We start from the raw sequence: 18,554 nt of genomic DNA, 5'->3' as shown, positions 1-18,554 counted from the left end.
CGTCCGGCAGCGAAAGTGTGGTCGTCGCATCTACACCGAAGGAGCTGCAGATGACTGCGTTCGTGCGCGACCAGTGGTACGTCGCCGCCTACGGGAGCGAGGTCGGACGGGACCTGCTGGCGAGGACGATCCTGGGCGAGCCCATCGTCTTCTACCGTACCGAAGCCGGGGAAGTCGTCGCGCTGGCCGACCGCTGCGTGCACCGCCGCTACCCGCTGTCGGAAAGCCGCCTGGACGGTGACCGCATCGTCTGCGGCTACCACGGCTTCACCTACGAACCCTCCGGCAGCTGCGTGTTCGTGCCCGGCCAGTCGCGGATCCCGCGTACCGCGCGGGTGCCGTCCTACCCGGTCGTCGAGCAGGACTCGTTCGTGTGGGTGTGGATCGGCGACCCCGCCCGCGCCGACACCACGCTCATCCCGCGCGCGCCGTGGCTCGCCGACCCCGCCTACACCACCGTGTGCGGCATGGAACCGCTGGCCGCACGCTACGACCTGCTCGTGGACAACCTGATGGACCTGTCCCACGAGACCTACCTGCACGGCGGCTACATCGGCACGCCGGAGGTCGCCAACACCCCGATCACCACCGAGGTCGACGAGGACCGGCGGATCATCTACGTCAGCCGCCACATGGACGACGCCGCCTGCCCGCCGTTCTACGCGAAGTCGACCGGCATCCAGGGCCGCATCACGCGCTGGCAGGACATCGAGTACCACCCGCCGTGCCTGTACCTGCTGCACAGCCGCATCGCGCCGGTCGGCGTGCTGCCCAACGCCGACGGCACCGATCCGGACGGGTTCCACGTCGAGGTCGTCTACGCGATCACCCCCGAGACCGAGCACTCGACCCACGACTTCTGGGCCGTGGCACGGGACTTCGCGCTCGGCGACCAGGAGGTGTCCGACTTCCTCGCGCAGAGCAACCGCACCGTGGTGCTGCAGGACGTGGAGGCGCTCGACATCCTGGAGCGGGTCATCCAGGCCGAGCCGCAGGGCTACCAGGAGCTGTCGGTCAACATCGACACCGGCGGCCTGGCAGCGCGGCGCATCCTGAAGAAGATGGCCGGCGAACCGGAGAAGGCCGCCACGCGATGACCGAACGGACCGCGATGCTGCACGGCGACACCGTGTACCGCATCCACTGGAAACTGGGCGCCGACGTCCTCGTCGGCGTCTGCCACTGCGGCGCTGAGCACGAGTCGGAGGATCCGGTCGAGCTGTGGGAGTGGCTGCTGGCCCATCCCGACGGCCACGACGACCCGGCGCCCGCCGGTGACCCGGTGCTCGCCGGAGCGGGGAGCGCGCGATGACGGCGGTGCTGACCGAAGTGGAACTCGACGTTCTCCTGGAGCGCAAGGAAGAACTCGCCGCGGGCGTGGTGCGGCTGACCCTGCGGCACCCCGCGGGCGACCCGCTGCCGGAGTGGGAGCCGGGGGCGCACCTGGACCTCGTGCTCGGCGAGGGGATGGTGCGGCAGTACTCGTTGTGCGGGGATCCCGCGGACCGCGGCGTGCTGCAGGTCGCGGTGCTGCGCGAGCCGGACGGGCGCGGCGGATCGGCCTGGGTGCACGACCGTCTGTCCACAGGGGACACCGTGCGGGTCCGCGGGCCGCGCAACCACTTCCGGCTCGTGGACTCGCCGCGGTACCTGTTCGTCGCGGGCGGGATCGGGATCACGCCCATCGTGCCGATGATCGTGCGGGCCGAGGCGTCCGGCGCCGACTGGCGGCTGGTGTACGGCGGGCGGTCGCGGGCGTCGATGGCGTTCCGCGAGGAGCTGGTGGCGCGCTACGGCGACCGCGTCGATATCCGGCCGCAGGACGAGACCGGGCTGCTGGACCTGGGCGAGTTGCTGGGCGCACCGCGCGACGGCGTGGCGGTGTACTGCTGCGGGCCGGAGCCGTTGCTGGCGGCGGTCGAGCAGCGCTGCGCCGTGTGGCCGCCGGGCTCGCTGCACGTGGAACGGTTCTCGCCCAAGGCAGGCGCGGACGCGGGGGAGCGGACGACGTTCGAGGTGGAGCTCGCCGCGTCCGGCCGGACCGTGACCGTGCCCCCCGACAAGTCGATCCTGGCCGCGGTCGAGGAAGCCGGGGTGAGCGTGCTGTCGTCGTGCCAGGAGGGCACCTGCGGGACGTGCGAGACGCCGGTGCTCGACGGGGTGCCGGACCACCGCGACTCGCTGCTCACCGACGAGGAGCGCGCGGCGAACGACACGATGATGATCTGCGTGTCGCGCTCGTGCGGGCCGCGGCTCGTGCTGGACCTGTAGGCCGGCGCGGGGCAGGATGATCGGATGGACGGCGAAGTCCGGACCGTGACCGGCAAGGTGCTCGCGCTGCTCGGCGCGTTCACCCCGGAATGCCCCGAGCTGACCCTGTCCGAGCTGGCGCGCCGGGCAGGGCTGTCGCTGGCGACCGCGCACCGGCGGGTCGCGGAACTGGTCGCGTGGGGCGCGCTGGAGCGCGGCGCGGACGGCCGGTATCGCGTCGGATTGCGGTTGTGGGAGGTCGCTTCGCTGGCGCCGCGCGGCTTGGCTCTGCGCGAGGCGGCGATGCCGTTCCTGGAGGACCTGTACGAGGTCACCCACGAGAACGTGCAGCTCGCCGTGCGGGAGGGTCTGGAACTCGTGTTCGTGGAACGGATTTCCGGCCGCAAGGCGGTTCCGGTGTGGACGCGGGTGGGCGGCCGGTTCGCCCTGCACGCGACGGGCGTCGGGCTGGCGCTGCTCGCGCACGCGCCGGCGGAGGTGCAGGAGGAGGTGCTGGCCGCGCCGTTGCAGGCCTACACGCCGAAGACGGTGACGAGCCCGGCCCGGCTGCGCGAGATGCTCGCCGCGGTGCGCCGCAACGGCTACGCCGTCAGCGACGGACAGGTCACCACGGACGCGGTCTCGGTGGCGGCGCCCGTGCGGGACGGTTCGGGCGCGGTGATCGCGGCGGTGTCGCTGGTGGTGCATGCCGATGGTGCGCAGCCGGCCGCGCTGGCGCCGCTGGTGCAGGCGGCGGCGCGGGGTATCGGTCGGGCGTGTGGTTCTCCTGGTGGGGCGCGGGTGTTTCCGCGGGAGCCGATTGCCCGGTGAGCTATCGCCGCGCTTGTGTTGCCCAGGGAGGTATCGCTGTGCGCGTGTGGGATGGTTCGGGCGCGGTGATCGCGGCGGTGTCGCTGGTGGTGCATGCCGATGGTGCGCAGCCGGCCGCGCTGGCGCCGCTGGTGCAGGCGGCGGCGCGGGGTATCGGCCGGGTGTGTGGTTCCCCGGCAGATGCGGGTGTTCCCCAACGGCCGCTCGCCCGGGGAGTCGTCGCCACCCGATGGACCGATCGTGGCCAGGAACCGCGATCGTCCCGTGGGTGCCGCCCACCTGGCCGCAAATGACCGATCCCCGTGGCAGACGACCTCAGCTCGTCAGCAGCTTGCGCACCTCCGCGATCTCGTCGTCGTTCACCAGGTGCTCGCGGTCCTCGTACACGCGCAGCGTCACCGCGGCTCCCATCCGCTCCAGCAGCCTCGCTGTGGCCTCCGCTCGCTCGAGCGGCACCCACTCGTCGTAGCGGCTCGTGCCCGCGAACACCGGCGTGCCCGCCAGCGACCCCGACGGCGCGCGCTCCTCCGGCCCCAGGTACCCGCCGGTCAGCAGCGCCGCCCCGGCGTACCGGCGCGGCGAGCGCACCAGCAGTTCCGACAACAGGCACGCCCCCTGCGAGAACCCGACCAGGAACACGTTCTCCGCCCCGATCCCGGCCTCGGCGATGCGCGCCAGGAACGCCGCCATCGCGTCCAGCGCGTGGTCCGCCCACGGCTGGTTCGCCGCGAGCGGCTGCATGAACCCCGCCGGGTACCACGTCTGCCCCGCCGCCCCTGGCAGCACGTACGCGATGTCCGGCACCGCGACCCGGTCGAGGATCGCGAGCATGTAGTCCGGCGTCTGACCCCGCCCGTGCACGACGAGCGCGGCGCGCCGGGCCCGGGCCAGGGGCGCGCCCGCGAAGACCGGGTCCGGTTCCAGGTGCGGGTTGCTCACGGAACGCATCGTATCGGCCACCACCGACAATTCCCGGCGCTAGCGTTCCGGCATGAGCTTCGCCGCGCTGCACCGGACCGGGAAACCCCTGCTGCTGCCCAACGCCTGGGACTACGCCTCCGCGGCCGTCCTCGTCGCCGAAGGCTTCCCGGCCATCGGCACCACCAGCCTGGGAGTCGCCGCCGCGGCCGGCCTGCCCGACGGCGCCGGCGCGACCCGGGACGAGACCGTCGCCCTCGCCCGCAGGCTGACCCGGCTGCCCTGCTACGTCACCGTCGACATCGAGGGCGGCTTCTCGGACGACCCCGGCGAGGTCGCCGCCCTTGGCGCGGAACTCGCCGAACTCGGCGTGGCCGGGGTGAACATCGAGGACGGCCGCGACGGCGGGCGCCTCGCCGAACCCGCGCACCAGCAGCGGCTGATCACCGCGCTCAAGGACGCCGCGCCCGGCCTGTTCGTCAACGCCCGCACCGACACGCACTGGCTCGGCACCGGCGACGACCCCGTGGCCCGTGTCCGCGCCTACCGGGACGCCGGGGCCGACGGGGTGTTCGTGCCCGGACTGACGGACGAGACGACGATCGCCGCGGTGGTCGCGGCGGTCGACGTCGGTGTGAACGTCCTGGCGGGCCCGCCCCTGCGGCGGCTCGCCGAACTCGGCGTCCGGCGCGTCAGCTGCGGCTCGCTGCTGTTCCGGGCCGCGCTGGAGGCCGTGGTCCGCACGGTCGGCGCGGTCGCGGCGGGCGGCGCCATCCCGCCTGTCCCGTCCTATGCGGACGTGCAGGCGCTCAGCTCGCCCGGAACAGCCGCCGCACCACGGCCGCCAGGATCGCCAGCAGGGCCACGGTGAACCCGGCCAGCGCGATCCGCACGTCCACCACCTGGGGGGCCACCCCGAGCGCGAGCACCGGCAGCGCAGCCCGGCGTAGGCGGCCAGGAACAGCCCGGACAGCGCCTCGCCACGGCTTTCCGCCGGGGCCAGGCCGAGCACGATCCCGACGCTGGCCTTGAACCCGGCGCCCGCTCCGGCGCCGTGCTGGCGGGACGTGGTGTGCGGGGGATGGGTCTCGATGATCACGACCCCAGAGTGCGCCCGTACGCTCATCTCGTCCAACGAATGTTTTCGCTGGCAGCTATCGCGGTGTTAGATGGGTGGCGTGGAACTGCGTCAGCTGTCGTATTTCGTGGCGGTCGCCGAGGAACTGAGTTTCACGCGCGCGTCCCAGCGGTTGCGGGTCGTGCAGTCGGCGGTGTCGACGGCGATCCGGGCGCTGGAACGGGAGGTCGGGGCCGAGCTGTTCGACCGGGACAGCCGCCGGGTCGCGCTGACCGCGGCCGGCGCCGCGATGCTGCCCGAGGCGCGGACCGCACTGGCCGCGGCGCGCGCGGCGGCGCAGGCCGCGGCGGGAGCCAGCGGGGAGGTCCGCGGTGCGGTCACGATGGGCGCCCTCCTGTCGACCGGGCGAGTCAACGTGCCGCGGCTGCTCGGCCGGTTCTCGCGACGGCATCCGCACGCGGCCGTGCGGATGCAGTACTCGCCGTCGGGCTCGGCGGGAGACGTGCGGGCGGTGCTCGACGGGCGGATGGACCTCGCCCTGGCGTCCCTGGCCGGCAAGGTACCTGCCGGGCTGGCGCACGAGATCGTCACGGAGGAGGACCTGAGCCTCCTGGTCGCGCCGGACCACCCGCTGGCGAGCCGGAGCGGGGTGACGCTCGCCGACCTGGCGGAGGAGTCCTTCGTGGACTTCCCGGTGGGGTGGGGGAACCGGACGCTCGTGGACCGCGCCTTCGCCGGGGCCGGGCTGAGCAGGCAGGTGCCGCTGGAGGTGTCGGACTACGGCAACGCGCGGGCCCTGATCTGCCAAGGGCTCGGGATCGGTTTCCTGCCCTCGGGCGCGGCGGGGGACATGCCGGGCGTGGTGCCGGTGCCACTGGCCGACCCGCTGCGCTGGCCGGTGTCGCTGATCCACTCGACGGCGCGGCCGCTGTCCCCCGCGGCGGCGGCCTTGCTGCGGGAGGTGCACGCGGAGCTGGAGAGCTAGCGCGCGGTCTCCAGGTTGCCTGCCATCGTCGCGAGTGCCCGGACGCTGTCGGCGTACTGGTCATTCGTCAGTCCGGCGACGGACAGGTCGCGGAAGCGCCGCACCCGCTCGGCGATCTCCGTGCGCGCTGTGCGGCCCTCGTCGGTGAGGGTGCCGTCCGCGGTGATCCAGCCGCGGGCGACCAGATCGGCGCGTGCCTCGGCGGCGCCGTCGAACACCTTGAGCGTGTCCGCGCCGTGGCGCGAGGTGTTGAGCGCCTGCCAGTGCCGCCGCGTCAGGCCGCGGTCGGCGAGCACGCGCGTGAGGCCGTCCTCCAGCAGGTTGTGCAGGTGCTTGAGCCAGAAACCGATCGGCTTGTCGAGCGGATCCACGACAACTCCTATGTAAGCCAGGGTGGTGGCCGAGGTGACGGCCGGGTGGGATCCGGACGACCGGGCGGCGCTCGCGAAGCTGCTGGCCCGGTTCACGGCGGACTTCAGCGCGCTGGTGCGCTGACCGCGGTCTTCAGGCGGCGTGCGCCCGCTGCGCCCGCAGCGCAGCGAGCCCGGCCTCGGTGGGCACGACGGGCACGTCCTCGACTCCCGCGCCGGATGGTGCGGAGATCAGCTTGCGCCAGCGGAGCCGGTCGAGCGCTTCGCACTCCCACGGCGGGACGCGGCCTGCCGCGGAGCCGTCGGGGCCGGCCCACATGTAGCACGTGGGCGCTCCCCACAAGCCGTTGTGGAACAGGATGAGCCCGGCGGCCGTGTCGGCCAGAGCTTGCATGTCTTGCGCGGTCATACCACAAAGGGTGCCCCTCGGCGAGACGAGCACACATCAGCCGAACCACCGAGTCGGCTACGTATTGTCATCCGTACGTGTGGTCTGGCGCACAAGAGCTTCCAGCATGCCGACCGCGACGGGCAACGCCGCCTCGTCCACGTCGAAGTACGGGTTGTGGTGCGGCGCGGGGTTGCCGCCGCCGATCACCGTGTAGGTGGCGAGACCGCCCGCGCGCTGCACGGCCTCGGCGAAGAGGCTGGCGTCGTCGCTGCCGCCCATTTCGTGCGTCCGCAGCGCCCGCTCGCCGTGACCGGTCGCGGAGGCCGCCGCGAGCACCGCGTCCAGCAGTTCGTCGTCGCAGTCCAGCGACGTGGAGCCGCCGGTCTCCTCGATCTCCACCGCCACGCCCTGCGCCTGCGCGGCGCCGCACAGGACCTGCTTGATCCGCTCGGTGAGGTCCGCGTTCACCGCGCCGTCCTTCGATCGCGCCTCGCAGGTCAGCTCGGCCGCCGCGGGCACGATGTTGACGTTGCCCCCGGCGTGCAGGGTGCCGACGTTGACGCGCGTGTCGGCGGCGGAGAACCGGGGCAGGCCATGGATGCCGAGCACGGCCGTCGCGGCGGCGAGCAGCGCGTTGCGGCCGTCCTCGGGTGCCGCCGCCGCGTGCGAGGCGACCCCGGTGAACCGCGCGCGCATCTTCGTCGTCGCGAAGATGCCGGTGATCCCGGCCGCGACGGTCGTCGCGGGCAGGTCGAGGCCCAGGTGCACGGCCAGGAAGCGGTCGACACCGGCGACGGCGTCCGCGGCGAGCATCGCGCGGGCTCCCCGGCCGCCCTCCTCGGCGGGCTGGAACAGGAACCGCACCGTGCCGGGAAAGTCGCGGTCGGCCAGCCGGCGCGCCAGCGCCAGCCCGATCGCCACGTGCCCGTCGTGCCCGCAGGCGTGCATGAACCCCTCGTAGCGCGAGCGGAACCCGTCGGCCGCGGGAGTGTGCGCGGGGTCGTCGGCCTCGGTGACCGGCAGCGCGTCCATGTCGAACCGCAGCGCCCAGACCGGGCCGGGGCGGCGGCCGGCGAGGTCGGCGACGATCGCCGTGCCCTCGGTGGCGAACCGCCGCACGTCCGCGGCGTCCGCGCCCGTCGCGACGGCCCGGTCGGCGAAGTCCCGGAGCGTGGCCTCGTCCGGGTAGGCGGGCACGCCCTCGCGGCGCATCGCGGCGACGCCGGTGCGCACCTCCACCGGGAGTTCCCGCAGGTGCGCGAGGACCGTCGCCGCCGTCCGCACCTCGCAGAAGGCGGGTTCGGGGTGCGCGTGCACGTCCCGGCGCAGGGCGACCAGATCCATCAGGCTCCTCTCCTCGCCGCGGGTGCACGTGCACTCCCGGCCCGAACGGGATGTCCCCGAAGTAGAACACGACCGGCGACGCCGCTGACACCGCCCAGAACGGGGAGCAACCTGAGCGGCCCGGAATTGTCGGTGGTGCTCGTTAGCCTCGGCGTGCTGGATGGATCACGACGAGGGGGACCAGATGACCGAGCTGTTCGAGCTCCGGCAGTACACGCTGCACCCGGGACGGCGCGACGAGCTGGTCGCGTTGTTCGACAACGAGTTCGTGGAGTCGCAGGCCGAGGCGGGCATGCGGGTGTACGGCCAGTTCCGCGACCTGGACGATCAGGACCGTTTCGTGTGGATCCGGGGATTCCCGGACGCATCCCGGAGAGCCGGGTCGCTGGCCGCCTTCTACGAGCGACATCCCGCGTGGCTGGAGCACCGGGAGGCCGCCAATGCGACGATGGTGGATTCGGACGATGTGCTGCTGCTGACCGCGGTGACCGGCGACCTCGACGCGGCTCGCGCCTCGCCCCCGGCCCTCGCGGGTGGGGACGGTGCGGCGGGGCTCGAGATCGTGATCTGCCACCCGGAGGATCCGGATGCGTTCCCCGAGTTTTTCCGCCGCGACCTGCTGCCCGCGCTCGCCGAAGCGGGTGCGCCACCGCTGGCGTCCTTCCGGAGTTCGGGGCACCGCAACGACTATCCCCGCCTGCCGGTCCGTGAGGGCGAGCAGGTTTTCGTCTGGCTGAGCAGATCCCCGGCCCCGGCCGGGCTGCTCCCGGCCGGAGTGCGGCCACCCCAGCGGCTCCGCCTGGCGCCGACGCCGCGTTCCTGGCTGCGATGAGCCGGCTGTCCACAAGGGAGGTACGGAACCTGGATCCTGACAACTGAGAAAGCTTGGACGCGCGAAGGAGTCGCGGTTCTGGGCTGCGGCGGTAGCCGCCGCGCGGCGCCAAGCCGCGAGACCGGCATCGCGGGACGCACGCGGGGCCTCACGGCTGGGCGCCCTGCGGGTGGGTGGTGTGCACCGTCGCGGGAGGGGATCGGCGCGGCTGCTCGATCCCTGGGCGCCCCAGAGCTGGGCCGGGTGTCCGCGGCGCGAATGGATCTCTTGCGGCGCTTGGGGGTTGGGTGGCCTGCGGGGGGGGGGGGGGGGGGGGGGGGGGGGGGGGGGGCGATGTCGTCTCGCGCGGCTTGGTGCGTGTCGCGGGAGGGGATTCCCGCGACTGCTTGGTGGCTCGGCGGCCTGCGTGTGGACGGGATCCAGCGTGTGGGAGGGAATCTCGCCCGGCGTCGGCGGCTGAGCGGCCCGCGGGGTCAGCGTCGCGCGAGGAGGGGATTCGGCCGCCCTCCAGGACGGCTTCCACCTGCCTCGGGGAGAGCCGGTGCCGCAGCGCGATGTCCACTCCCGCGGTCCTGTCGGTCGCGGTGAGCTCCTCGCCCTCGGCCAACTGCGAGCGCAACTCCCGCAGCGCCAGCACGTGTCCCTGCTCGACGCGGTCGTAGTCCGCCGGATCGGTGAACTCCAGCGCGAGGATCCCGAAGTTGGCGAGGTTCTGCCAGTGGATCCGCGCGAACGACTTCGCGATCACCGCGTGCAGACCGAGGTGCAGCGGCGTGATGGCGGCGTGCTCCCGCGACGAGCCCTGCCCGTAGTTGTCCCCGCCGACGACGAAGTGCCCGACCTCGGTCTCGCGCGCCCGCGACGGGTACGTCTCGTCGACCCGGGTGAACGTGAAGTCCGCCAGCTCGGGATGTTCGAACGGAACGGCAGGGCCGCCGCGCCGGCCGGGAGATCTCGTCGGTCGAGATGTTGTCGCCCACCTTCAGCAACACGACGGCCTAGATGTCGTCCGGCAGGGGCGGGAAGTCCGGCAGCGACGAGATGTTCGGTCCCTTGACCAACTCCTCGCGCGCGGCCCGCTCCGGCGGCAGCGGCGGCACCAGCATGGCCGTGTTGACCGTGGCCCGCCCGGGCAGCGCCACCGACGGGTAACCCATGCTCAGCTCACGCGGATCGGTGATCACCCCGGTCAGCGCGGCCGCCGTCGCGGTCGCCGGCGAGCACAGCCACACCCTGTCCTCCCTGGTGCCGGACCGGCCGGGGAAGTTCCGCGGGAACGTGCGCAGCGAATTGTGCCCGGCCGCCGGCGCCTGCCCCATCCCGATGCACCCCAGGCACCCCGCCTGGTGCAGCCGCGCGCCCGCGGACACCAGGTCGAGCGTCGCGCCCATCTTGGTCAGGTCCGCGAGGATCTCCCGCGACGTCGGGTTCACGTCGAAGCTCACCGCGTCGTGCGTCTGCCGCCCGCGCACCATCGCCGCCGCCACCGCGAAGTCCCGCAAACCCGGGTTGGCCGACGAGCCGATCACCACCTGCCGCACCTCGGTGCCCGCCACCTCCCGCACCGGCACCACGTTGTCCGGCGTCGACGGGCACGCGATCAGCGGCTCCAGCGCGGACAGATCGATCTCCTCCGCCACGTCGTACACCGAGTCCGGATCGGCGACGAGCTCCTTGAAATCCGAAGCCCGGTCCTGCGCCCGCAAAAACTCAAGCACCGCCTCGTCCGTCGGGAAGACCGTCGTCGTGGCGCCGAGTTCCGCGCCCATGTTCGCGATCACGTGCCGGTCCATCACCGCCAGCGATGCCAGCCCCGGACCGTGGTACTCCACGATCCGGTTCAGCCCCCCTTGACGCCGTGCCGGCGCAGCATCTCCAGGGTCACGTCCTTGGCCGACACCCACTCCGGCAGCGCGCTGGTCAGGCGCACGCCCCAGATCTCCGGCATCCGCAGGTACAGCGGCTCCCCGGCGATCGCCATCGCGACCTCCAGCCCGCCGACCGATCGCGAGCATGCCGGGCGACCCCGCGGCGCACGTGTGCGAGTCGGACCCGACCATCGTCTGCCCCGGCACCCCGAAGCGCGCCATGTGCGTCGGGTGCGATTCTTCTCGTCCGCCTGCAGCAGGTTGTGGTCGACGTACCGGATGCTCACCCCGGTGCGCGCGCGGTCCAGCCCCAGCGCCTCCAGTTCCGGCATCACCAGCGTGCCGGTGGCGTCCTGGGTGAGGGTCTGGTCGACCCGCAGGCCGATCTCGCGACCCGGCACCGGCGCACCCGACACCAGGTGGCTGTCGATCAGCTTGCGGGCGACCGGGAATCCCACAGCTACTTCTGGCTGGCCCGCACGAACTGCTCCCGCGGGTGGTGCTGCTCGCCGGTCGCGACGACCTGGCGCCGGAACGGCAGCGAGATCAGCCAGTCCGCGGCGATCCGCGTCTTGCGGTGCGCGGTCGGCATCGTCATCAGGTGGTACGCGCGGTGCAGCGCCCACGCCGGCCAGCCGCGCAGCTTCACGCCGTAGATCTGCGCGACCCCCTGGTACAGGCCGAGGCTCGCGACCGACCCGGCGTAGGAGTGCCGGTAGCCCTCCAGCGGCCCGCCGCGCAGCGTCGCGACGATGTTCTTCGCCAGCACGACCGCCTGCCGCGAGGCGTGCTGCGCCGACGGCGCGCACACCGCGCCCGGTTCCTTGCTGGTCACGTCCGGCACCGCGGCGGCGTCACCGGCCGAGAACACGCCCGGCGCGCCGTCCACCTCCAGCGTCGTCGCGCAGCACACCCGGCCGCGCGGGTTCAGCGGCAGGTCGGTGTCGGCGAGCATGGGGCTCGGCTTGACGCCCGCAGTCCAGACGATCGTGTCGGCGTCGAACTCGGTGTCGTCGCCCAGCACGACGTGGCAGTCCTCGCACGACTTGAGCGTCGTGCCCAGGTGCACCTCGAAGCCGCGCTTGGTCAGCACGTCGAGGGTGTAGCTCGCCAGCGACGAGCTGACCTCCGGCATGATCCGGTCGGCCGCCTCGACCAGCACCCACCGCAGCTCGGAGCGGTCGATGCCGTAGTCCTTCAGCGCGTGGCGGGTCATGTCCTCCAGCTCCGCCATCGCCTCGATGCCCGCGTAGCCGCCGCCGACGAACACGAACGTCAGCAGCTTGCGCCGCAGCTCGCGGTCCATCGTGCTGGCCGCCAGGTCGAGCCGGGACAGCACGTGGTTGCGCAGGTAGACGGCCTCCTCCAGGGTCTTGAAGCCGATGCCGTGCTCGGCCAGGCCGGGAATCGGCAGCGTCTTGGACACCGAGCCGGGCGCCACCACGAGGATGTCGTAGCCGAGCTGCTCGACGTGCCCGGCGGCGACGCGCAGGGTGACCGACTTGGACGTGGTGTCCACGCCGGTCGCCTCGGCGGCCATCACCTTGCAGCCGGGCAGCACCTCGCGCAGCGGCACGACCACGTGCCGCGGCTCGACGGACCCGGCCGCGGCCTCGGCGAGGAACGGCTGGTAGGTCATGTAGGACCGCGGGTCGACCACGGCCAGCTGGGCTTCCTCGGCGGTGAGCCGCTTGCGCAGCTGCCGGGCCGTGGTGGCGCCGACGTAGCCCCCGCCGATGATCACGATGCGGGCGGGGTCAGCCACGCAGCGCCTCCTCGTCCGTCTCGAACTCCACTTCCTGCTGCTGCTCGGCGACGTCGCCGGGGTCCGCCTCGGGCGGGAGCCCCGGCTCCAGGCCGGTCTGCCGCGGAGCGTGCACGTTCTGCCGTTGCGCCAGCGCGTCGGCCTCCGGCGCTTCGGGGTCGGGCGGCAGCGGCGATTCCCGTTCCAGCGCCTCGCGCACGGACTCCTCGTCGGGCTCGGTCACGCGGATTCCCTCCTCGTGTCAGTGGGTGTTCTCGAGTTCGGCGATCGCGCGCTCGACACCCGCGACCACGTCCGGGTGGCCCAGCGGCAGCGGCGCGGGGATCCGGTCCGCGGCGCCGCCGGTGCTGTGCGCGACGACCCGCACCGGCACACCGGACTTCGCGAGCGCGTCGATCCGCTCCCGGTGGTCGTCCTCCCAGTGCCGGTCGGCGATCTCGCCGTCGCCCAGCGGCACGAACTGGTCCGCGGCCGGGTCGATCAGCAGGAGCGAGCGCAGCACGCCGGTGTGCTTCTCCGCCAGCCGCAGCGCCCCGTCGGCGAACGGCCCGCTCGCGACCACGTGCACCGCTTCGGCGGGCGGATCGCACAGGAGGTCGTCCGCCTGGGTCAGCCCGCCGTCGGAGGGCAGGCGGCACCACACGACCTGCCACTGGCCCGTCTTGTCCCGCCAGGTCGCCGGCAGTCCCTCGTGCTTGGCCAGGCCGGTCGGATCGAGCACCAGCACGGTCGGCCCGTCCAGGGTACCTTCGGTAACGGCGGCCGGGCCCTCGGCACGCACCGGGTCCGGGGAGTAGTTCATCAACCGCTCCTTTCTCCGGTCTCTTGACTACCCGGGGCGCCGCCGCCCTACACGGATCACGTGCGGACAGGGGATGGACATGCGAGAGCACCTGCAGGAGGTCGCCGACTTCAACGGCCCGGTCACGTCGGCCGAGGACACCGAGATGATCGCGGCGCAGCGCCGGCGCGCGGTGCGCGCGGTCGCGTCCGCGGCGGACAACGCCGAGGACTGCGCGTTGCTGCTGGACGCGCTCGGGCTGAAGCCGGCGGAGGGGCTCGCGCCGGTTCCGGCGCAACGGCTCGGCTGATCGGGTGTAACGCTCGTCACGGTCGCGGCCGGATGGGGAACGGCGCGGCCGGGTCGGCGTTGCCACAGGTGGTAGCTGCCGACCACCGCGGAGGATCGTCATGGCCCTGGCTGATATCGAGCTGCGCACGCTCGCCGGTGAGACTGCGACGCTGGGCGGGCTGGGCCGCAAGGTCCTGCTCGTCGTGAACGTCGCGTCCAAGTGCGGCCTGACGCCGCAGTACGCCGCGCTGGAGCGGCTGCAGGAACGCTACGGGGACAAGGGTTTCTCCGTCGTCGGGTTCCCGTGCAACCAGTTCGCGGGCCAGGAGCCGGGCAGCGCCGAGGAGATCGCCACGTTCTGCTCGGCGACCTACGGCGTCACGTTCCCCATGTTCGAAAAGATCGAGGTCAACGGCCCCGGCAGGCACCCGGTGTACGCCGAGCTGGTGGAGACGCCGGACGCCGACGGCGTGAGCGGGGACGTGCAGTGGAACTTCGAGAAGTTCCTGGTGGACCCGGACGGCAAGGTCGTGGCGCGCTTCCGGCCGCGGACCGACCCGGAGGCCCCGGAGGTCGTCGAGGCCATCGAAGCGGTCCTCCCGGCCGCCTGAATCGATCAAAGCTTTGACAAAGCGGGCGAGCTATCGCAGTGACCTGCGCCACGGGCGCCAAGGGGCCAGTTCCTAGAACCGGCGCTTGGCGTCCATCGCCGCGGGGCTCGTCGTCAGCTTCTCCAGCAGGCCGATCAGGATGGTCTGCTCCGGCTTGGTCAGCGCGTTGGCCCACGCCTGTTCGCGGGCGTTGTGGGCCTCGTACGCACTGGTGATCGCCTCGTGGCCGGCCTCGGTGAGGTTCAGCAGCACCGCGCGCCGATCGTGCTCGGCCTGTGTGCGGGACACGAGCCCGTCTCGCTCCAGCGTGTTGACCAGCGCGGACACCGCCGCGCGGCTCATCCCGGACAGCTGTGCGACCCGCTTCGCCTCCATCGGGCCTGCCAGCCACAGTGCGAACAGGACCCGGAACCCGCCCCAGCTCCACCCGCGCGGCCGGTGCACGGTCGACTCCCAGTCGTACACGAGTGCGCTGGTCAGGCGGTGCAGCGTCAGACCGAGGCGCATCGCGGTGGCGTCGACCGCCGGTAGCTCGGCGGTCGTCCGCGCGATCGCGTAGTCCACGAACGTCAGGTAGTCCAGCTCGTCGGGGGCAGCCGGTTCTGCGGTCATGCGCCCCAGGCTAGGCGCTGCCCGCCCGCTCATCCGAACAGCGTCCTGGTTCGGAAGTAGTCTTCCCTTGCGGAGTGGTCCGCGTTACCCTGACGTCCATTAAATAGTCAAAGCTTTGATCAAAGGAGGTGCGGGGTGGCTCAGAAGTCGTTCGCCTCGTCCGGCGACCTGACGGAGAAGGAGCAGACCCTGGAGGTGCTCGAGGACGGGGTCTACGCGCTCACCGCGGAGGGCGACCCGAACGTCGGCGCCATCGAGGGGGAGGACTTCCTCGTCTGCTTCGAGGCGCTGGCCACCCCGGTCGCCGCCCAGGACTGGCTCGCGAAGCTGCGCGAGCACACCGACAAGCCCGTCCGGTACCTCGTGCTGTCGCACTACCACGCGGTGCGCGTGCTCGGCGCCTCCGCGTTCGACGCCGAGGTGATCGTCGCGCACGAGAACACCCGCGCCCTGGTCGCCGAGCGCGGCAAGGAGGACTGGGAGAGCGAGTTCGGCCGCATGCCACGGCTGGCCAAGGGCGCCGAGTCGGTGCCCGGCCTGACCTGGCCCACCCTGACCTTCTCCGACCGGCTCACCATCGACCTCGGCGGCGACCGCGGCGACCTCGTGCTGCAGTACTGCGGCCGCGGGCACACCGAAGGCGACATCGTGGCGTGGCTGCCGCGCCAGAAGATCCTGTTCGCGGGCGACCTGGTGGAGGCCGAGGCCGCGCTCTACACCGGTGACGCCTTCCACCGCGACTGGGCCTCGGGCACGCTGGACCGGGTCAAGGCGTTCGGCGCGGAGGCGCTGGTCGGCGGCCGCGGCGCGGTCAGCAGGGGCCGGGACGCCGTCGACGCCGCGATCGAGCAGACCCGCGGCTTCCTGGACGTGATGATCCGCGAGGTCGGCGCCGTCCAGCGCGCGGGCGGCACGCTCAAGGAGGCCTTCGAGCGCACCCACGCCGCGCTGGCCCCGCAGTACGGCCACTGGCCGATCTTCGAGCACTGCCTGCCCTTCGACGTCTCCCGGCTGTGGGACGAGCTGTCCGGCATCGAACGCCCGGTCATCTGGACCGCGCAGCGGGACCGCGAGGTCTGGGACCAGCTGCAGGGCTGAGCGATGACGACTACAGACCCCTCGACCAGACACCACCGTGTCGCGGTGATCGGCAACGGCCCGGTCGGCCAGACGACCGCGCTGCTGCTGGCCAGGTGGGGCGTTCCGGTGCTGCTGCTGGACGGCCGGCCGGAGCGCGACCTGGTCGGCTCCAAGGCGATCTGCCAGCAGCGCGACGTGCTCGACGTGTGGGAGGCCGTGGGCGCCGGGCGGCGGATCGCCGCTGAGGGCGTCACCTGGACCACCGCGCGCACCTTCCACCGCGATCGTGAGCTGTTCGCCTACTCGATGGCCGACCCCGGCCGTTCGGCGTTCCCGCCGTTCGTCAACATCTCCCAGGCCCGCACCGAGGAGATCCTGGACGAGCGGATCGCCGCCGAGACGCTGATCGACGTGCGCTGGGGCCACCGGGTCACCGGCATCGCCCAGGACGACGACGGCGTCACGCTCACCGTCGAAGGCCGGGACGACGTGCGCGCCGACTACGCGGTGGCGTGCGCCGGGGCGCGCGGCGACGACATCCGCCGGATGCTCGGCGTCGGCTTCGGCGGGCACTCCTTCGACGACCGGTTCCTCATCTGCGACATCCGCGCCGACATGCCCGGCTGGGCGCAGGAACGGCGGTTCTACTTCGACCCGGAGTGGAACCCCGGCCGCCAGGTGCTGATCCACCCGTGCCCCGGCTCGACGTTCCGCATCGACTGGCAGGTCCCCGGCGACTACGACCTCGCCGCCGAGGAGTCCAGCGGCGCGCTGGACGCCCGCATCCGCGCGATCATCGGCGACCAGCCCTACGAGATCGTGTGGAAGTCGGTGTACCGCTTCCACTCGCGGGTGGCCGACCGGATGCGCGTCGGCCGGGTCCTGCTCGCCGGGGACTGCGCGCACCTGGTGTCGCCGTTCGGCGCGCGTGGCCTCAACTCCGGGGTCGGCGACGCCGAGAACGCGGCCTGGAAGCTCGCGTTCGTCCTGCACGGCTGGGCAGGGGAGGAGCTGCTGGAGTCCTACCACGACGAGCGGCACGCGGCGGCACTGGAGAACATCGCCGTCACCACCGCCACGATGGACTTCCTGGTGCCGCAGACCGACGAGCAGCACCACCGGCGCCGCTCGGTGCTGCAGGCGGCGGCGACCGATCCGGCGGTGCGAGCGCAGGTGGACTCGGGACGCCTCGCCGAGCCGTTCTGGTACGTGGACTCGCCGCTGACCACCCCGGCGGCGACGCGGCCGTTCACCGGGCGCCCGCCGCGCGGCGACGTGCCGCCGGCCGGTCCGGGGATCCTCGCGCCGGACGTGCCGGTGTCGGTGACCGGTTCCTCGTGCGGCCGGTTCCGCGAACTGGCCCGCGACGGCGTCCTGCTGCTCACCACCGACGGGGTGGACCTGGACCCGTCCGGGGACGCAGTGGACACCGGGGCGCCGGTGCGGATCCTGCGCCTGGCCGAGATCGACGTGACCGGGGTGCTCGCCGAAGCGCTGGACGCGCGGCCCGGCGAGGTGTGGGTGATCCGCCCGGACGCCTACGTGGCGGCCGTCCTCACCGACGTGGCGGAGGTGCCCGCGGCGGTGAACCGGGCCCTCGGACAGCCCGCCGCCGAACGTATCCTGCCCGGTGCCGTCACGTGAGAGGGAGGACCATGGGCAGGATCGCCGTCACCGGGGCCACCGGGCAACTGGGTTCGCGGGTGGCCGCGCTCCTCGCCGAGCGGGGTGTGCCGCAGCGGTTGTGCGTGCGTGACCCGGCGCGGGCGCCCAAGACCGAGGGCGCCGAGGTCGTCGCCGCGGACTACGCCGACACCGCCGGATTCCGCGACGCGCTGGCTGGGGTCTCGACGCTGTTCCTGGTGTCCGGCCACGAAGGTCCGGAGCGGATGGACCTGCACCGCAGCGCGGTGCGGGCCGCCGCAGAGGCCGGGGTCGACCGCGTCGTCTACACCTCCTTCCTCGGCGCGGCCCCGCTGGCGACGTTCACCTTCGCCCGCGAGCACGCCGAGACCGAGCGGCTGATCCGGGAGTCCGGGCTGCGGCTGACGGCGCTGCGCAACACGCTCTACGCGGACGTCGCGCCGCACTTCGTCGGGTCCGACGGGGTGCTGCGCGGCCCGTCCGCCGACGGGCGGCTGGCGTGGGTGGCGCGGCAGGACGTGGCACGGCTGGCCGTCGAGTGCCTGCTCGACGACGGGCACGCCGACCAGGTCTACGACGTCACCGGCCCCGAAGCCATCGACCTGCACGAGACCGCGGCGCTGCTGAGCGAGGTCACCGGGCGGAAGATCACCTACCACGCCGAGACACTGGACGAGGCGCGCGCGTCGCGGGCGGGCGCGCAGGACTGGGAGATCGACGGCTGGGTCGGCTCGTACGCGGCCATCGCGACGGGCGAGGTGTCGGTCACCAGCCACACCGTCGAGCACGTCACCGGGCGGCGCCCGTGGACCTTCGCCGAGTTCCTCGCCGCGGAACCGGAGGCGTGGGCGCACCTGAAGTGAGGCGGGTGGCCACCGCCGGAACGTTCAGCGTGCTGACGG

20 protein-coding genes and 1 pseudogene are annotated in these 18,554 nt (G+C 72.9%); 12 read left to right on the top strand and 9 right to left on the bottom strand.

The window, feature by feature from the left end; all coding sequences use genetic code 11:
* The first annotated feature begins 50 nt into the window (after positions 1–50).
* Genes AMETH_RS21105 through AMETH_RS21090 form a run of 4 tightly spaced genes read left to right on the top strand, consistent with a single transcriptional unit; the run spans position 51 to position 3,081 of the window.
* Complete coding sequence (locus AMETH_RS21105; RefSeq protein WP_017983146.1) at positions 51–1,097, top strand: aromatic ring-hydroxylating dioxygenase subunit alpha; 1,047 nt, start codon at positions 51–53, stop codon at positions 1,095–1,097.
* Positions 1,094–1,312 (top strand): hypothetical protein, encoded by a 219-nt coding sequence (locus AMETH_RS21100; RefSeq protein WP_017983145.1) that lies wholly within the window; start codon positions 1,094–1,096, stop codon positions 1,310–1,312. The genes AMETH_RS21105 and AMETH_RS21100 overlap by 4 nt, the downstream gene beginning before the upstream one ends.
* The gene (locus tag AMETH_RS21095) at positions 1,309–2,271 is read left to right on the top strand and encodes a PDR/VanB family oxidoreductase (protein ID WP_017983144.1); all 963 of its coding nucleotides are present in this window, start codon (positions 1,309–1,311) and stop codon (positions 2,269–2,271) included. The genes AMETH_RS21100 and AMETH_RS21095 overlap by 4 nt, the downstream gene beginning before the upstream one ends.
* A 24-nt stretch (positions 2,272–2,295) precedes the next feature.
* Positions 2,296–3,081 (top strand): IclR family transcriptional regulator, encoded by a 786-nt coding sequence (locus tag AMETH_RS21090; RefSeq protein WP_017983143.1) that lies wholly within the window; start codon positions 2,296–2,298, stop codon positions 3,079–3,081.
* Between the two features lie 315 nt (positions 3,082–3,396).
* Here the strand turns inward: AMETH_RS21090 and AMETH_RS21085 are convergent, their stop codons facing one another.
* Positions 3,397–4,029 carry an alpha/beta hydrolase gene (locus AMETH_RS21085; protein ID WP_051079539.1) on the bottom strand — a complete coding sequence of 211 codons (633 nt, stop codon included), beginning with the start codon at positions 4,027–4,029 and terminating at the stop codon, positions 3,397–3,399.
* A gap of 43 nt (positions 4,030–4,072) precedes the next feature.
* Between AMETH_RS21085 and AMETH_RS21080 the strand changes: the two genes are divergently transcribed.
* Together AMETH_RS21080 and AMETH_RS21075 are read left to right on the top strand one after the other, a co-directional pair.
* Complete coding sequence (locus tag AMETH_RS21080) at positions 4,073–4,870, top strand: isocitrate lyase/PEP mutase family protein (protein WP_017983141.1); 798 nt, start codon at positions 4,073–4,075, stop codon at positions 4,868–4,870.
* A 298-nt stretch (positions 4,871–5,168) separates the two neighbouring features.
* Positions 5,169–6,062 carry a LysR family transcriptional regulator gene (locus tag AMETH_RS21075; protein ID WP_017983140.1) on the top strand — a complete coding sequence of 298 codons (894 nt, stop codon included), beginning with the start codon at positions 5,169–5,171 and terminating at the stop codon, positions 6,060–6,062.
* On the opposite strand, the gene AMETH_RS21070 is transcribed toward AMETH_RS21075, so the two are convergent.
* From AMETH_RS21070 to AMETH_RS21060, 3 genes are all read right to left on the bottom strand, one after another.
* The gene (locus AMETH_RS21070; protein WP_017983139.1) at positions 6,059–6,433 is read right to left on the bottom strand and encodes a hypothetical protein; all 375 of its coding nucleotides are present in this window, start codon (positions 6,431–6,433) and stop codon (positions 6,059–6,061) included. The genes AMETH_RS21075 and AMETH_RS21070 overlap by 4 nt on opposite strands.
* Positions 6,434–6,566: 133 nt before the next feature.
* Complete coding sequence (locus tag AMETH_RS21065) at positions 6,567–6,842, bottom strand: hypothetical protein (RefSeq protein WP_017983137.1); 276 nt, start codon at positions 6,840–6,842, stop codon at positions 6,567–6,569.
* A gap of 57 nt (positions 6,843–6,899) precedes the next feature.
* A complete protein-coding gene (locus AMETH_RS21060) occupies positions 6,900–8,168 on the bottom strand; it encodes an amidohydrolase (protein ID WP_017983136.1) in 1,269 nt (422 codons plus the stop codon).
* A gap of 160 nt (positions 8,169–8,328) precedes the next feature.
* Here AMETH_RS21060 and AMETH_RS21055 point away from each other — a divergent pair, with 160 nt between their 5' ends.
* Complete coding sequence (locus tag AMETH_RS21055) at positions 8,329–9,000, top strand: NIPSNAP family protein (RefSeq protein ID WP_017983135.1); 672 nt, start codon at positions 8,329–8,331, stop codon at positions 8,998–9,000.
* 490 nt (positions 9,001–9,490) lie between these two features.
* Here the strand turns inward: AMETH_RS21055 and AMETH_RS21050 are convergent.
* The 4 genes and pseudogenes from AMETH_RS21050 to AMETH_RS21035 form a co-directional block, all read right to left on the bottom strand.
* Positions 9,491–11,326, bottom strand: a pseudogene (locus tag AMETH_RS21050) (aconitate hydratase); the annotation flags it as partial.
* A gap of 2 nt (positions 11,327–11,328) precedes the next feature.
* Positions 11,329–12,633, bottom strand: a complete 1,305-nt coding sequence (locus AMETH_RS21045) for an NAD(P)/FAD-dependent oxidoreductase (RefSeq protein WP_017983133.1) — start codon at positions 12,631–12,633, stop codon at positions 11,329–11,331.
* Positions 12,626–12,856: a hypothetical protein gene (locus AMETH_RS21040; RefSeq protein ID WP_017983132.1), complete on the bottom strand. Its 231-nt coding sequence runs from the start codon at positions 12,854–12,856 to the stop codon at positions 12,626–12,628. Before AMETH_RS21040 ends, AMETH_RS21045 begins: the two co-directional genes overlap by 8 nt.
* An 18-nt stretch (positions 12,857–12,874) precedes the next feature.
* The gene (locus AMETH_RS21035) at positions 12,875–13,435 is read right to left on the bottom strand and encodes a hypothetical protein (protein ID WP_017983131.1); all 561 of its coding nucleotides are present in this window, start codon (positions 13,433–13,435) and stop codon (positions 12,875–12,877) included.
* A 73-nt stretch (positions 13,436–13,508) separates the two neighbouring features.
* Here AMETH_RS21035 and AMETH_RS21030 point away from each other — a divergent pair, with 73 nt between their 5' ends.
* Positions 13,509–13,724, top strand: a complete 216-nt coding sequence (locus AMETH_RS21030) for a hypothetical protein (protein ID WP_017983130.1) — start codon at positions 13,509–13,511, stop codon at positions 13,722–13,724.
* A 100-nt stretch (positions 13,725–13,824) separates the two neighbouring features.
* Entirely contained in the window at positions 13,825–14,316 is a 492-nt protein-coding gene (locus AMETH_RS21025; RefSeq protein ID WP_017983129.1) for a glutathione peroxidase, read from the top strand.
* Positions 14,317–14,388: 72 nt separating this feature from the next.
* On the opposite strand, the gene AMETH_RS21020 is transcribed toward AMETH_RS21025, so the two are convergent.
* The gene (locus AMETH_RS21020) at positions 14,389–14,928 is read right to left on the bottom strand and encodes a MarR family winged helix-turn-helix transcriptional regulator (protein ID WP_017983128.1); all 540 of its coding nucleotides are present in this window, start codon (positions 14,926–14,928) and stop codon (positions 14,389–14,391) included.
* A 135-nt stretch (positions 14,929–15,063) separates the two neighbouring features.
* Here AMETH_RS21020 and AMETH_RS21015 point away from each other — a divergent pair, with 135 nt between their 5' ends.
* From AMETH_RS21015 to AMETH_RS21005, 3 genes are read left to right on the top strand one after another with little or no spacing between them, the layout of a single operon-like run.
* Positions 15,064–16,026: an MBL fold metallo-hydrolase gene (locus AMETH_RS21015; RefSeq protein ID WP_017983127.1), complete on the top strand. Its 963-nt coding sequence runs from the start codon at positions 15,064–15,066 to the stop codon at positions 16,024–16,026.
* A 3-nt stretch (positions 16,027–16,029) separates the two neighbouring features.
* Entirely contained in the window at positions 16,030–17,652 is a 1,623-nt protein-coding gene (locus AMETH_RS21010; protein WP_051079424.1) for an FAD-dependent monooxygenase, read from the top strand.
* An 11-nt stretch (positions 17,653–17,663) separates the two neighbouring features.
* Positions 17,664–18,515: an SDR family oxidoreductase gene (locus AMETH_RS21005; protein ID WP_017983125.1), complete on the top strand. Its 852-nt coding sequence runs from the start codon at positions 17,664–17,666 to the stop codon at positions 18,513–18,515.
* Positions 18,516–18,554: the final 39 nt, after the last annotated feature.

The sequence above is a fragment of the Amycolatopsis methanolica 239 genome (assembly GCF_000739085.1).
GTDB classification, from domain to species: Bacteria; Actinomycetota; Actinomycetes; order Mycobacteriales; family Pseudonocardiaceae; genus Amycolatopsis_E; species Amycolatopsis_E methanolica.
Note: the sequence above shows the minus strand (reverse complement) of the source record. Positions and strands in the feature narration are given on the sequence as shown.